Here is a 14,585-nt window from a genome sequence, read left to right on the forward strand (position 1 = left end):
ATGGATACGCCCGCAGCAAACACGCCAGCAGCCACAGACCCAGCAGTGAAAGCGAATACAGTGACAGCAACTACCTCCGCTCCGGCAGCCCTCGTCCTCGAAGACGGCCGCATCTTCCGCGGAACCAGCTACGGCGCCACCGGAACGGCGCTGGGCGAAGCGGTTTTCGCCACCGGCATGACCGGGTACCAGGAAACCATCACGGACCCCTCCTACGCGCGGCAGCTGGTGGTCCAGACCGCCCCGCATATCGGCAACACCGGCGTCAACAGCGAGGACGCCGAGTCCCGCCGCATCTGGGTGGCGGGCTACATCGTCAGGGACGCCGCACGGCGGCCGTCCAACTGGCGGTCCGAACGCTCCCTCGACGAGGAACTGGTGGAGCAGGGGATCGTCGGCATCCAGGGCGTGGACACGCGCGCCATCACCCGCCACCTGCGGGAGCACAAAACCATGCGGGCCGGCATCTTCTCCGGCGAGGCAGCCCAGGCAACCGACAAGGAACTCCTTGACGCGGTTCTGGCCAGCGCACCCATGGAAGGCGCCCGCCTGGCCGAGGAAGTCAGCGTGGACGAGGCGTACGTCGTGGAACCCAAGGACCACGGCTGGGATGGCGAACCCCGTTTCACCATCGCCGCGGTCGACCTCGGCATCAAGGCCATGACCCCGGTACGGTTCGCCGAACGCGGCGTCCGGGTCCACGTCCTGCCGGCCACCGCCACCCTTGAGGACGTCAAGGCCGTGAACCCGGACGGCTTCTTCATGTCCAACGGCCCCGGCGATCCCGCCACCGCGGAAACGCAGGTCAAGCTGCTCCGCTCCGTCCTGGACGAAAAGCTGCCCTATTTCGGCATCTGCTTCGGCAACCAGATCCTGGGCCGCGCGCTCGGCTTCGGCACCTACAAGCTCCGCTACGGCCACCGCGGCATCAACCAGCCCGTCATGGACCGCCGCACGGGCAAGGTGGAGATCACGTCCCAGAACCACGGCTTTGCCGTGGACGCCCCGCTCGACGGCGCCACCCAGGCTCCGGAGGAGCGCTACGGCCGCGTTGAGGTCAGCCACGTCAGCCTCAACGACGACGTCGTCGAAGGCCTCGCCTGCCTGGACATCCCCGCGTTCTCCGTCCAGTACCACCCCGAAGCCGCAGCCGGCCCGCACGACGCCGCCTACCTCTTCGACCGCTTCATCGAACTGATGGCGGGAACCCGGGACGGCCGCACCGCCAACCTGTCCAAGGAGCCCGTGGACTCCGTGCACAACCCGATCGACCGCGACGCCGCCCCGCAGCAGGGCACCAACAAGACTGAGGACAAGAAGTAATGCCCAAGAGAACAGACCTTAAGAGCGTCCTGGTCATCGGATCCGGACCCATCGTCATCGGCCAGGCGGCCGAGTTCGACTACTCCGGCACGCAGGCCCTGCGCGTCCTCAAAGAGGAGGGCCTGCGGGTCATCCTGGTGAACTCCAACCCCGCCACCATCATGACGGACCCCGAGTTCGCCGACGCCACCTACGTCGAACCCATCACCCCCGAGGTGGTGGAGAAGATCATCGCCAAGGAGCGTCCGGACGCCGTCCTGCCCACCCTGGGCGGGCAGACGGCCCTGAACACGGCCATCGCGCTGGACAAGAACGGCGTGCTCGAGAAGTACAACGTGGAGCTCATCGGCGCCAACATCGCCGCCATCGAACTCGGCGAGGACCGCGAGAAGTTCAAGGGCGTGGTGGAGCGTTGCGGCGCCGAGTCGGCGCGCAGCCACATCATCCACACCATGGACGAGGCCTTCAAGGCCGCGGAGGATCTCGGCTACCCCATGGTGGTCCGCCCCTCCTTCACCATGGGCGGCCTGGGCTCCGGCCTGGCCTACGACGCAGAGGACCTGCGCCGCATCGTCGGCCAGGGCCTGCAGTACAGCCCCACCAGCGAGGTCCTGCTCGAAGAGAGCATCCTGGGCTGGAAGGAATACGAGCTCGAGATGATGCGGGACAAGAACGACAACGTGGTTGTCGTCTGCTCCATCGAGAACTTCGATCCGGTCGGCGTCCACACCGGCGACTCCATCACCGTGGCCCCGGCACTGACCCTGACGGACCGCGAGTACCAGAAGCTGCGCGACGTCGCCATCGCCGTCATCCGCGAAGTGGGCGTGGACACCGGCGGCTGCAACATCCAGTTCGCCATCGATCCCGCCACCGGCCGCGTGGTGGTCATCGAAATGAACCCCCGGGTTTCGCGTTCGTCCGCCCTGGCGTCCAAGGCCACCGGCTTCGCCATCGCCAAGATCGCCACCAAGCTCTCGCTCGGCTACACACTGGACGAGATCCCGAACGACATCACCCAGAAGACCCCGGCGTCCTTCGAGCCCACCCTGGACTACGTCGTGGTCAAGGTGCCCCGGTTCGCGTTCGAGAAGTTCCCCGCAGCGGACAACACGCTGACCACCACCATGAAGTCGGTGGGCGAAGCGATGGCCATGGGCCGCAACTTCACCGAAGCCCTGCAGAAGGCCCTGCGCTCCCTCGAGCAGAAGGGCTCGCAGCTGGACTTCAGCAGCGTTCCCGAATGGGAAGTCGCGGAGCTCGTCGAAAAGGCCAAGCGCCCCACCACGGAACGCCTGCACCAGGTCCAGCGCGCCCTCCTGGGCGGTGCCACGGTGGAGCAGCTGTTCGAAGCCACCAAGATCGACCCGTGGTTCCTTGACCAGCTCCAGCTGCTGAACGAGATTTCGCGCGAAATCCGCCAGGCCGGCGCCCTCACCAAGGAGATGTTGCAGCGCGCCAAGCGCCACGGCTTCTCGGACGAGCAGATCGGAGCGCTCACGCACAACTCCGAAGCCGTGGTCCGTGGCGTCCGGCAGGCCCTCGGCATCCGCCCGGTCTACAAGACCGTGGACACCTGCGCCGCCGAATTCGCCGCCTACACCCCGTACCACTACTCCGCCTACGACGAAGAGGACGAGGTGGCACTGCACTCCAAGCCTTCCGTCCTCATCCTGGGCTCTGGGCCCAACCGGATCGGCCAGGGCATCGAGTTCGACTACTCCTGCGTGCACGCCTCCATGGCACTGCGCAAGGCCGGCTACGAAACTGTCATGGTCAACTGCAACCCGGAAACCGTCTCCACCGACTACGACGTCTCCACCCGTCTGTACTTTGAGCCGCTGACGCTCGAGGACGTGCTGGAGGTCATCGCGGCCGAAGAGCGGACCGGGGGCGTCATGGGCGTGTTCGTCCAGCTCGGCGGCCAGACACCGCTGAAGCTTGCACAGCAGCTCGCCGACGCCGGGGTTCCGATCCTCGGCACCTCCCCGGAGGCCATCGACCTGGCCGAACACCGCGGAGCCTTTGCCCGGGTTTTGGACAAGGCAGGGCTCGTCTCCCCGAAGAACGGCACCGCCGTGTCCTTCGAGGACGCCAAGAAGATCGCGGACGAAATCGGCTACCCCGTGCTGGTGCGCCCGTCCTACGTCCTGGGCGGCCGCGGCATGGAAATCGTCTACGACGAGGCCAACCTCTCGCGCTACATCGCGAATGCCACCGAGATCACCCCGGACCACCCGGTCCTGATCGACCGCTTCCTGGAGGACGCCGTCGAGATCGACGTCGACGCCCTCTTCGACGGCACCGACATGTACCTTGGCGGCATCATGGAGCACATCGAGGAAGCCGGCATCCACTCCGGCGACTCCGCCTGCGTCCTGCCGCCCATCACGCTGGGCAGCAACGTCATCGAGCGGGTGCGCACCGCCACCCGCGCCATCGCCGAGGGCGTGGGCGTGCGGGGCCTGATCAACATCCAGTTCGCGCTGGCCTCGGACGTCCTGTACGTCCTCGAAGCCAATCCCCGCGCATCCCGCACGGTTCCGTTCGTGTCCAAGGCAACGGGCGTCCAGATGGCCAAGGCCGCCGCCCTGATCGGCACCGGCGTGACCATCAACCAGCTCCGCAGCGCCTACAAGATGCTGCCCGAGACCGGTGACGGATCCACGCTGCCCCTGGACGCGCCGGTGGCCGTCAAGGAAGCAGTCCTGCCCTTCAGCCGCTTCCGGACCCCCGAAGGCAAGGTCGTGGATTCCCTCCTCGGCCCGGAAATGCGTTCCACCGGCGAAGTCATGGGCATCGACAAGCACTTCGACACCGCCTTCGCCAAGAGCCAGGCCGGCGCCAACAACGCCCTGCCCACGGAGGGCAAGGTCTTCGTCTCCGTGGCCAACCGCGACAAGCGCTCCGTCATCATGGGCGTCAAGCGGCTCTCGGACCTCGGTTTCGAAATCGTCTCGACTGGCGGCACCGCCGATGTCCTGCGCCGCAACGGTATCCAGGCCACCCCGGTCCGGAAGGTTGCAGAAGGCAGCAGCGCCGAAGGCGAGGGCACCATCGCCGACCTGGTGGTTGCCGGCGAGATCGACATGGTCTTCAACACGCCGTCCGGCGGCGAGGCCCGCAGCGACGGCTACGAGCTGCGCGCCGCCGCCACGTCGATTGGCATTCCCTGCATCACCACGGTGGCCGAGTTCAACGCGGCGGTCCAGGCCATCGAGGCCCTGCGCACCTACGAATGGTCGGTCACCAGCCTGCAGGAGCACGCCGCCGCCCTGGCGGAATCGCAGAAGGCGGCCCTGCAGAATGCCTGAGCAGGTATCCGGCGCCGGCCGGGAGTCATTCGGCTCCCGGCTCGGCGCCGCCATGGCCGCCCGCGGCCCGCTGTGCGTCGGGATTGACCCGCACCCTGCCCTGCTGAAGAGTTGGGGACTGGACGACGACGCCGCCGGCCTGAGGAGTTTTTCGCTCACCGTCCTGGAGGCCGTGGCTTCCCTCGCTGCCGCGGTCAAGCCGCAGGTGGCGCTCTTTGAGCGCCACGGCTCGGCGGGCATGGCTGTGCTGGAAGAGCTCCTCGCCGCCGCCCGCGACGAGTCGGTGCTGACGATTGCCGACGCCAAGCGCGGTGACATCGGATCCACCATGGCCGCCTACGCGGACGCTTGGCTGCGCGATGGATCACCGCTGGCAGCCGACTCGGTGACCCTGAGCCCGTACCTGGGCTTTGAATCGCTCCGGCCGGCCCTGGACCTGGCCGCGGAGACCGGACGGGGCGTCTTCGTCCTCGCCCTTACCTCCAACCCGGAGGGCCCGTCCGTCCAGCACGTCGGGGGAGCGGAGTCCGTAGCGCGCGGGATCGCCGGAGCCGCCGCTGCCGAGAACACCCGCTACCCCGGCGCGCTCGGTTCCGTCGGGCTGGTGGTCGGGGCAACCGTGGGCAGCGCCCTGGCTGACCTTGGGATGGATCTTGCGGCAGTGCGGGGTCCCATCCTCGCCCCCGGGCTGGGCGCGCAGGGGGCCACCCCGGCCGATCTCCGGGCAACGTTCGGAACGGCCTATTCCCAGGTGCTGGGGACCTCCAGCCGGGACATCCTCGCTGCCGGCCCGGGACTTGGCGGCCTCCGTGACGCGGCCCTGAGGACGCTGGACGGGCTGCGCGGCGAATAACGTTCCGTTTGCCTGGATGCATTGATTCAGGCCGCACCAGAGGGTAGTTTCAGGGACAGGTTCAAGGGCGGCCGCCCTTGTACGAATCCGCCGAATCCGGGGGTGTCCGCCATGGTGCTGCGACCTTTGACCGCATCGGAACGGGCTGACGCCCTGAACAAGGCAGCCGCCGCCAGGGCCGCCCGCGCCGCGGCCAAGGAAAGCCTGAAGAACGGCAAGAGGTCCGCTGCGGACATCATCAACTCCGCCATGGAGGACGACGCCCTGGCGCGGATGCGGGTTTCCGAGCTTCTCGAGGCGCTGCCCGGAATCGGCAAGGTCCGGGCGGCGGCCATTATGGAGCAGCTGGGCATTGCCACCTCCCGCAGGGTCCGCGGGCTGGGCGTCCACCAGCGCCGGGCGCTGGTAGATTTTATAGACGAGCATTAGGGCGGGCACGCACCCCGCCCATCCCCGAACTCCGGCAAAGGAATACGTGAGCAAGAAACCTGGACTGACAGTCCTCGCTGGTCCGACGGCTGTTGGCAAAGGCACCGTGTCCACCTACATCCGCGACAACTACCCCGAGGTCTGGCTTTCCGTCTCGGCCACCACCAGGGCGCCACGGCCCGGCGAAGTGGACGGCGTCCACTATTTCTTCAAGTCCAAGGAGGAGTTCGAGCAGCTCATCGCGGACGGCGAGCTGCTGGAATGGGCAGTGGTCCACGGCCAGAACACCTACGGCACTTTGAAGAGCACAGTGGACAAGGCCATCGCCGAGGGCCGTTCCGTGCTCCTGGAAATCGACCTGCAGGGTGCACGGCAGGTCAAGGCGGCCGTGCCGGACGCCCAGTTTGTCTTCCTGGCCCCGCCCACCTGGGACGAAATGGTCCGACGGCTGGTGGGCCGCGGCACCGAAACGCCCGATGAACAGCAGCGGCGCCTGGAAACCGCTAAACTGGAACTTGCTGCTGAACCGGAGTTCGACCACACCGTCATCAATGACGACGTCCGCCGGGCAGCGGACGAGCTTGTTTCACTCATGGGGCTGACCCCGCATCCGCATCTGCCGGAACCGTCAGCCCGCTAGGAATTTGGAGAATTCGTGTCCACGAACCTTGAAGGCATCATCAACCCGCCGATCGACTCGCTGCTCGAGGCAGCCGATTCCAAGTACGGCCTGGTGATCTTCGGTGCCAAGCGTGCTCGTCAGATCAACGCTTACTATGCCCAGCTGCACGAGGGCCTCTTCGAGTACGTCGGCCCGCTGGTCGACACCAAGCTGAACGAGAAGTCGCTCTCGATCGCCCTGCGCGAGATCAACGAAGGCAAGCTGGTTTCCACGCCGATCGAAGCCGCAGAGTAATTTGCCGCTGAACTGACTTGCTGTTGACGGAGGTCACGTGCGCATAGTCCTCGGAGTCGGGGGAGGGATCGCCGCCTACAAGGTGGCATCGCTCCTCCGGCTTTTTACTGAAGCCGGCCACAACGTGACCGTCATTCCCACGGAGGCGTCCACCCGCTTCGTGGGGACTGCCACCTGGGAGGCACTGTCCGGGAACCCGGTCAGCAACAGCGTTTTCGATGACGTCCACCAGGTCAACCATGTACGCCTTGGCCACGAGGCCGACCTTGTGGTGGTTGCACCGGCCACGGCCGACCTCCTGGCCAAGGCTGCGACAGGACAGGCCGGCGACCTCCTCACCAACACGCTCCTCATGGCCCGCGGTCCGGTCCTGTTCGCCCCGGCCATGCACACCGAAATGTGGCAGCATGCGGCTACCCGCGCCAACGTGGAAACCCTCCGCGGCCGTGGCGCAGCCGTCCTGGAACCTGCCGCCGGGCGGCTGACGGGTACCGATTCTGGCCCCGGGCGGCTGCCCGAACCGCAGGTCATTTTCGACGCCGCCATGGCCCTGGTCCAGGGGCAGACCGACTTCCAGCTGCCGCTGGCGGGCCGAACCGTCACCATCAGCGCCGGCGGCACGCGCGAACCCCTGGATCCCGTCCGGTTCCTTGGCAACCGGTCCTCCGGGAAGCAGGGGGTGGCCCTGGCCGTGGCTGCCCGCAACGCCGGGGCAACTGTCCGGCTGCTGGCTGCCCACATGGAAGTTCCGCCGCCCGCCGGCGTTGAGTTGGTGACGGTCGAAACGGCACTCCAGCTGCGTGAGGCCGCGTTGGCGGCGGCCGCGGATTCAGACGTCGTCATCATGTCTGCCGCCGTCGCCGACTTCCGGCCGGCCGTGGTCTCCGATACCAAAATCAAGAAGCGCGATGACAGTGCCGATCCCGTCATCACACTGGTCCGCAACCCGGACATCCTGCATGAACTGGTTGAAGTCCGGAACGCCGCCGGGGACGAAGGGCGGCACCGGCTGATCGTCGGATTCGCCGCCGAGACCGGGGACAGCCAGGGAGACGTCCTGGCATACGCTGAGGCCAAGCTGCAGCGCAAGGGCTGTGACCTCCTGGTGGTCAATCACGTCGGTTCGGACAAGGTGTTTGGCCAGGACACCAACTCCGTAGTCATTCTGGCCCGTTCCGGCTCCGAACCGCAGGAGGCGTCGGGTACCAAGGCAGAGGTTTCCGAGGCCATCATCAACCGCATCGGCTTTGAACTGAACTCTGTTTCACCCCGGGCCTGAGTGTTCCGCGCCACGTTTGCTTCGCGGAAAGACATCTCCCGCGGGGCCAACGTGCTCCAACCAGTAAGGTAGTTGAGTGACTTTACCCCTGCACCTTCCCCAGACTTCCGCGGCCACGCCCCCGGCGCTCCGGCTCTTCACGTCCGAGTCGGTCACCGAGGGCCACCCGGACAAGATCTGCGACCAGATCAGTGACGCCATCCTGGACGCCCTGCTGGCGGCAGATCCGGAATCCAGGGTCGCCGTGGAAACCATGGCCACCACCGGCCTGGTGCATGTGGCAGGCGAGGTCACCACCGACGCCTATGTGGAGATCCCGCAGATCGTCCGGGAGACCATTCTCGGCATCGGCTATGATTCGTCCGCGAACGGATTCGACGGCGCCCGCTGCGGCGTTTCGGTGTCCATCGGCCAGCAGTCCAATGACATCGCCGGCGGCGTCTTCAACTCCCTGGAGGCCCGCGAGGGGCGCCAGGAGGACGATTACGACCTGCAGGGCGCAGGCGACCAGGGCCTGATGTTCGGCTACGCCAGCGACGAAACGCCCTCGTACATGCCCACGCCCATCTGGCTTGCCCACCGCCTCTCCGAGCGGCTCACCGAAGTCCGGAAATCCGGCGAACTGCCGTACCTGCGGCCGGACGGCAAAACCCAGGTCACCGTAGGATACGACCGCGATCTTCCGGTTTCGGTGGAAACCGTGGTCATCTCCAGCCAGCATGCTGAAGGCGCAAGCCTGGACCAGCTCCGTGCCGACCTCGCCGCCGTGGTCATCGAGCCCGTTCTTGCCGGGGCGGACCTGGACATCTCCCGTGCCAGGAACATCCTGAACCCGGCCGGGGAATTCGTCATCGGCGGCCCTGTGGGTGACGCCGGCCTGACCGGGCGCAAGATCATTGTGGACACCTATGGCGGCATGGCCCGCCACGGCGGCGGTGCCTTCTCGGGCAAGGACCCGTCCAAGGTGGACCGCTCCGCCGCCTACGCGATGCGGTGGGTCGCCAAGAACGTGGTGGCCGCCGGACTTGCCAAGCGAGCGGAAATACAGATCGCCTACGCCATCGGACAGGCCCGCCCGGTGGGCACGTACGTGGAAACCTTCGGCACCGAAACCGTGGACCCCGCCAAGATCAGCGCCGCAATCGCCGAGATCTTCGACCTGCGCCCCCGCGCCATCATCGACGCCCTTGACCTGAAGCGGCCCATCTACGCCAAGACAGCAGCCCACGGGCACTTTGGCCGGGACGAGCCCGACTTCACCTGGGAGCGGCTGGACCGTGTGGACGAGCTGAAAGCATTCTTCAACGCCTAGGACACTGCCGGGAGCCCGAATGTCAGTGCCCGGTGCTTGGCTTGCCATGTCCGGACGGGAACTGAATGGAGGTGGCCGCAGTGGCTGGTGACAGGTCCTTCCAGCTGGGATCTGCCCTTTCCAGTGCAGGGGGACAGGCCGTGCAGCCCTCCCTGCTCCAAGGCTTTCCATCAAGGAAACTGCCGGGCGGCGTACCCCTGGCTGCCACGCTTCCGGTGGCCCGTGTGCTGGTGGAATCCTCGCTGCCGCACCTGGACCGGGCCTTCGATTACGCGGTCCCGGCCAGCATGGACGAAGAAGCTTCACCCGGTGTCCGGGTGAAGGTCAGCTTCAACGGCCAGGACCTGCCCGGGTTCCTGCTGGAACGGCTCGCGGAATCCGACGCCGGGACCAGCCTGCTGCCGCTGGGCAAGGTGGTTTCACCGGTTCCCGTGCTGACCCCCGCTGTACGGGACCTTGCCGCCGCGGTGGCAGCCCGGTATGCGGGAACACTCAGCGATGTCCTCCGCCTTGCCGTGCCGCCCAGGGTGGCGCGCCTGGACAAGGAATTTCTACTCGCCGCCACGGAGGGGGTAGCGGAAGCGGAAACAGCCACTGTTTCGGAATCACCCACTGGCCCGGAAGCAGGCACTGGCGGAGACGCGGCGGCTGCATCCGGTTTGCCGGGCGCCTCCGCGTGGACGGCATACCGCAACGGTCCGGCGTTCCTGCGCCACCTTGGCAGCGGCGGATCCCCGCGAGCCGTCATCAATCCGCTGCAGGGGTACGGGCCCGGAGGCTGGCCCCGCCTGCTGGCCGAGGCGGCCGCCGCCGCCCACGCCGCCGGCCGGGGCACAGTCCTGGTGGTTCCAGACTACCGCGACCTGGCCCGGCTGGAAGACGCCCTGCAGGCCGTGCTGCCGGAGGCCGCCGTCGCCCGGCTCACCGCGGAGGACGGGCCGACGCCCCGCTACCGCAACTTCCTGCGACTCCTCGCCGGGCAGGCCATCGTGGCCATCGGCACCAGGTCAGCGGCGTTCGCCCCCGTCCGGAACCTTGGCCTGGTGGTGTGCTGGGACGACGGCGACGACCTCCACATAGAGCAGCGTGCACCGTATGCCCATACACGGGAGGTCCTGCTGCTGCGCGCCGAGCAGGAGGGCGCGGCCTGCCTTCTTGCGGGGCACTCCCGCAGCACCGAGGTGCAGCGCCTGGTGGAAGCCAGGTGGGTGCTTTCCGTGGAGGCGGACCGGCAGGATGTCCGCCGCAGCGTGCCCCGGGTAGTCAATACCGCAGACAGCTTTGAACAGGAACGGGATCCATTGGCCACGGTGGCCCGCTTGCCCGGCGCCGCCTGGCGCGCAGCCAAGGAGGGCTTGGAACGCGGCCCGGTCCTGGTCCAGGTGGCGCGCGCCGGTTACGCGCCGTCGCTTGCCTGTGAAACCTGCCGTGAACCCGCCCGCTGCGGGACGTGCCAGGGGCCGCTGGCGCTGGCCGGCACCTCCGCCCTGCCACAGTGCCGCTGGTGTTCCACGCCCGCTCCTGACTGGAGGTGCGGCCACTGCGGCGGGCGGCGGCTGCGCAAAGGTGCCACCGGCGTGCTCCGCACCGCGGAGGAACTTGGCCGCGCGTTCCCCGGCACCACCGTGGTGACCTCCTCCGGCGACCAGGTGAAGGCGTCCGTGGGTGGCGGCAAGGCCCTCGTCGTGGCGACGGTCGGGGCGGAACCTGTTGCGGAGGGCGGCTATGCGGCGGCGTTGCTGCTGGACGGCGACTCGCTGTTGCGCCGTGAAACGCTGCGCGCCGGTGAGGACACAGTCCGGCGCTGGTTCAATGCCGCCTCGCTGGTCCGTCCGGCGGCAGCCGGGGGACTCGTGGTGGTAACGGCGTCGGACACCGCCGCCACCGGTGCCCTTCTCCGTTGGGACCCGGCCGGCTATGCACAGCGGGAACTGTCCCTCCGTGCCGAACTCCAGTTGCCCCCGGCTGTACGGATTGCCTCGGTCACGGGGCCCAGGGCCGCCGTCGAGCATTACACCGGCGCGGTGGAAGCCCAACTCACCACAGCCGGGATTGTACTCCGCACGGCAGGGCCCGCGCCCGTGTTGTTGAGCGGTCCGCCCGCGCCAGGCCGCCCTGCCGAGGACGTCCGGACGCTGCTGTTCTTCACCTACGCCCAGGCGGCCGCCGTCGTCCGGGTGCTTCGGGTGACGCGGGCCGCTGCAGCCGCCAAGCGCACCATGGATCCGGTCCAGCTCCGGCTGGACGGCGTGGACGTGCTCTAGCGCTTCCCGCCGCGGCGGCGCCGTTTGACGATCTCGGCGGCCACCTCCACCAGTTGCCGTGCCGATTCATCCCAGCTGAACTCTCGGGCACGGGCCAGGGAACTGCGGGACACCGCCTGCCAGGTGGCGGGGTCCTGGAGCCTGGCCACCGCCTCGGCAAACTGCCCCGGTGAGGCGGGATCCACGTACGTAGCCGCGTCGCCACCCACTTCCCGGAAGATGGGAATGTCGCTGGCGATAACGGGAGTGCCGAGCGCCATGGCCTCGACCAGGGGGAGCCCGTAGCCTTCGGCGCGGGAAAGGCTCACCAGGGCCGTGGCGGTCCGCAGCAGCGTCGCGTATTCCTCATCGGTCACACCGTTGTGGAAGACCACGGAGGCATCCGGTGCAACCAGGGCTTCCAGCTCCGCCCGCCGCTGCGGGGTGATCCGGCTGAGCAGATGGAGGGTGTAGCCGGGAAGCTGCGCCATGCCGGCCACCATGGTCTCCACATTTTTGTAGGGCATGAAGGAGCCCATGTAGACGATCGACTTCTCCGCGCCGGCCTCTGCGGGCCGGGGGTCCAGCTCAGGCTGCGGGGCGTTGCTGATGATCCGCACCGGGCGGCGGGTCAGGCGGTACTTGGCAATGAGCGCTTCCGTGGTCCGGCTGACCGTGGCCACCGTATCGGCGCGGTTGAGGAGCACCCGCTGCGGCCAGAATGCCTTGTGGTAGAGCCGCCACAGCAGGCGTACGGGTGCGGGCAGGAAGCCGGGGGGATCCGGGTGCTCGTAATAGATGAGGTCGTGGAGGGTCAGGACCAGTCCGTATTTCCGCCCCCAGGTGCCCATGGTCTGCATGGGGCACACCACCACGTCGGCGCCCAGCGCGTTGACCGTGCGCGCCACGACCAGCTCCCTGGGGGACAGCGGGCTGCTGATCAGGGTGTAAGGGACATCCGGAAGCAGGGCAAGCTGCCGGATGTCGGAAATCAGCATGGAAACCTCGGCGATTTTCGCCGTCGCGGCAATCAGGCTTGCGCCGTAGCGGCTGATGCCGTCGTGGTGGTCTGTCCTGGTGAAACGGGCATCGATGACGATCTTCACGCGGGGTGGTCCTCCAGGAAGCTGCGGATGTAGCGGGCGGCCGGCTCGGGCGTCTCGTAGTGGATCAGGTGCCCGACGCCGGGAATCACATTGAGCTGCGCGTCCGGAAGGATCGCCGCCAGGCGGTGCTGGTCCGGCAGCATGGCTATCTCGTCCTTTTCCCCGGCAATCAGCAGCACGGGAAGGTGCAGGCTTCCGGCCACCTCTGCCACGTGGCTGTTGACGGAGGCGGTAAAGGCTTCGAGCAGGCTGTCCCGGTTCGCGAAGGCGCTGAAGTAGGCATGGTGCTGGCCATGGATGAACCGGCGGAGGCTGCTGTCCTTCGTCTTGGCCATGGCTTCGCTCATCACGCGGACGATCAGCGGGCTGCGCAGCAGCGCGAGCCCCAGGGGCCCGGGGAGGCGGGCACCCAGGCGGTAGTACAGCACCGCCAACCGGGTCATGATCCCCTTCGGTCCCTCGAGGGCAGGGGCGGCGATGGGGTTGATGAGGATGAGCGGGCTGACTGCGTCCGGATTGGCTGCCACAAAGTGTGCGGCGATGATGGACCCGAACGAATGGCCCAGCAGGACAGTGTCAGGCCCCAGGCCGAGTGCCGCCATGAAGTCCGTGATGAACCGGCCGTACCGTTCCACTGAATGCGCGCCAGACCGGAATGCCCCGGAACTGCCGAATCCGGGAAGGTCGGGCATGACGAGGCGCATGTCGGGAAGCTGGTCGGCAACCCGCAGCAGGCCATGGTGGTCGCCGCGGAAGCCGTGGATGACCAGGATGGTGCGCGTGTGCGGGGTGGCGTGCAGGGGTTCACAGGTCCAGTAGGCCACCGTGGCCCCGTCCACCTCCACGTTGGCGGCGGTGGTGCGGGCGGCGAGGTCAGGACTGATGTAGGCGGCCGCGGAGGACTGTCCCGGGCTGGTTGTTTTCATTGTCACCGGCTCCTAGTTGACGTTGTCCGGATGGGAACCGGTGCGGTGTCCGCGCTCGAGCCCCGCGATCGCTGCCATGTCCCGCTCGGAGAGTTCGAAGCCGAAGACATCCAGGTTCTCCCGGATCCGCGCTTCGGAGCTGGCCTTGGGAATGGCCACATGGCCAAGCTGCATGTGCCAGCGCAGGATCACCTGGGCAGGAGTCCTGCGGTGTTCTGCCGCGCACGCCCCGATCACCGGATCGGCAAGCACCTGGCCCCTGCCGAGGGGGCTCCAGGCCTCAGTCATAACGCCCAGCTCCTTGTGCTTGCTGCGCAGTTCCTCCTGCTGCAGCCAGGGGTGGAGCTCAATCTGGTTGACGGCCGGAACCACCTCGGCCGTCTGCAGCAGCCGGTCCAGGTGTGCGGGCTGGAAGTTGCTGACGCCGATGGCACGCACCTTGCCTTCCCGGTAGAGCGTTTCCAGTGCCCGGTAGGTCTCCGGGTATAGCCCCTGCCGCGGGCAGGGCCAGTGGATGAGGTACATGTCCACGTAGTCCAGCCCCAGGTTGACCATCGACTCGTCGAAAGCCCGGAGCGTGGCGTCGTAGCCGTGGTGGTCGTTCCAGACCTTGGTGGTGATGAAGATGTCCTCCCTGGACAGGGCCGGAAAGAGCTCGCCTGAACCTCCGCTGCCCGCCTGCGCGCTGAGCTGGGGGCTGATGCCACGCGCCACGCCCAGCTCGTTGCCGTACATCGCTGCCGTGTCGAAGTGGCGGTAGCCCGCCGCCAGGGCCATCGCAACGAGCCCTTCGGCCTCGGCAGCGGGCACCTTGTACAGCCCGAAGCCAAGCTGGTTGATCAGCACGCCGTTGTTCAGGCTGAGCCGAGGTGAGGTTCTCATGG

The 14,585-nt window shown here is 67.5% G+C and carries 12 protein-coding genes; 9 read left to right on the top strand and 3 right to left on the bottom strand.

Annotated features, from left to right (window positions below):
- The 9 genes from carA (at nucleotide 1) to AC5RUO_RS08360 (ending at nucleotide 11,690) form a co-directional block, all read left to right on the top strand.
- Nucleotides 1-1,323 carry a glutamine-hydrolyzing carbamoyl-phosphate synthase small subunit gene (gene carA, locus AC5RUO_RS08320; RefSeq protein ID WP_494009445.1) on the top strand — a complete coding sequence of 441 codons (1,323 nt, stop codon included), beginning with the start codon at nucleotides 1-3 and terminating at the stop codon, nucleotides 1,321-1,323.
- The gene (gene carB, locus AC5RUO_RS08325; protein ID WP_494009251.1) at nucleotides 1,323-4,637 is read left to right on the top strand and encodes a carbamoyl-phosphate synthase large subunit; all 3,315 of its coding nucleotides are present in this window, start codon (nucleotides 1,323-1,325) and stop codon (nucleotides 4,635-4,637) included. Before carA ends, carB begins: the two co-directional genes overlap by 1 nt.
- Nucleotides 4,630-5,490, top strand: a complete 861-nt coding sequence (gene pyrF / locus AC5RUO_RS08330; RefSeq protein WP_494009250.1) for an orotidine-5'-phosphate decarboxylase — start codon at nucleotides 4,630-4,632, stop codon at nucleotides 5,488-5,490. Before carB ends, pyrF begins: the two co-directional genes overlap by 8 nt.
- A gap of 111 nt (nucleotides 5,491-5,601) precedes the next feature.
- A complete protein-coding gene (mihF, locus tag AC5RUO_RS08335) occupies nucleotides 5,602-5,919 on the top strand; it encodes an integration host factor, actinobacterial type (protein WP_494009249.1) in 318 nt (105 codons plus the stop codon).
- Nucleotides 5,920-5,965: 46 nt separating this feature from the next.
- Nucleotides 5,966-6,559 carry a guanylate kinase gene (gene gmk, locus AC5RUO_RS08340; protein ID WP_494009248.1) on the top strand — a complete coding sequence of 198 codons (594 nt, stop codon included), beginning with the start codon at nucleotides 5,966-5,968 and terminating at the stop codon, nucleotides 6,557-6,559.
- A gap of 15 nt (nucleotides 6,560-6,574) precedes the next feature.
- Nucleotides 6,575-6,835, top strand: coding sequence for a DNA-directed RNA polymerase subunit omega (gene rpoZ / locus AC5RUO_RS08345; protein ID WP_003800778.1), 261 nt, complete (start codon nucleotides 6,575-6,577; stop codon nucleotides 6,833-6,835).
- Nucleotides 6,836-6,872: 37 nt separating this feature from the next.
- Nucleotides 6,873-8,114, top strand: coding sequence for a bifunctional phosphopantothenoylcysteine decarboxylase/phosphopantothenate--cysteine ligase CoaBC (coaBC, locus tag AC5RUO_RS08350; RefSeq protein WP_494009247.1), 1,242 nt, complete (start codon nucleotides 6,873-6,875; stop codon nucleotides 8,112-8,114).
- Between the two features lie 76 nt (nucleotides 8,115-8,190).
- Complete coding sequence (gene metK, locus AC5RUO_RS08355; RefSeq protein WP_494009246.1) at nucleotides 8,191-9,426, top strand: methionine adenosyltransferase; 1,236 nt, start codon at nucleotides 8,191-8,193, stop codon at nucleotides 9,424-9,426.
- Nucleotides 9,427-9,506: 80 nt separating this feature from the next.
- Nucleotides 9,507-11,690 carry a primosomal protein N' gene (locus AC5RUO_RS08360; protein ID WP_494009245.1) on the top strand — a complete coding sequence of 728 codons (2,184 nt, stop codon included), beginning with the start codon at nucleotides 9,507-9,509 and terminating at the stop codon, nucleotides 11,688-11,690.
- On the opposite strand, the gene AC5RUO_RS08365 is transcribed toward AC5RUO_RS08360, so the two are convergent.
- Genes AC5RUO_RS08365 through AC5RUO_RS08375 form a run of 3 tightly spaced genes read right to left on the bottom strand, consistent with a single transcriptional unit; the run spans nucleotide 11,687 to nucleotide 14,583 of the window.
- Nucleotides 11,687-12,775 carry a glycosyltransferase family 4 protein gene (locus tag AC5RUO_RS08365; RefSeq protein ID WP_494009244.1) on the bottom strand — a complete coding sequence of 363 codons (1,089 nt, stop codon included), beginning with the start codon at nucleotides 12,773-12,775 and terminating at the stop codon, nucleotides 11,687-11,689. The two genes, AC5RUO_RS08360 and AC5RUO_RS08365, sit on opposite strands and share 4 nt — an antisense overlap.
- Nucleotides 12,772-13,701 carry an alpha/beta fold hydrolase gene (locus AC5RUO_RS08370; RefSeq protein ID WP_494009243.1) on the bottom strand — a complete coding sequence of 310 codons (930 nt, stop codon included), beginning with the start codon at nucleotides 13,699-13,701 and terminating at the stop codon, nucleotides 12,772-12,774. Before AC5RUO_RS08370 ends, AC5RUO_RS08365 begins: the two co-directional genes overlap by 4 nt.
- Before the next feature lie 12 nt (nucleotides 13,702-13,713).
- Complete coding sequence (locus AC5RUO_RS08375; protein WP_494103242.1) at nucleotides 13,714-14,583, bottom strand: aldo/keto reductase; 870 nt, start codon at nucleotides 14,581-14,583, stop codon at nucleotides 13,714-13,716.
- Between the last annotated feature and the right edge of the window lie 2 nt (nucleotides 14,584-14,585).

The sequence above is a fragment of the Arthrobacter sp. Y3221087 genome, from assembly GCF_059089905.1.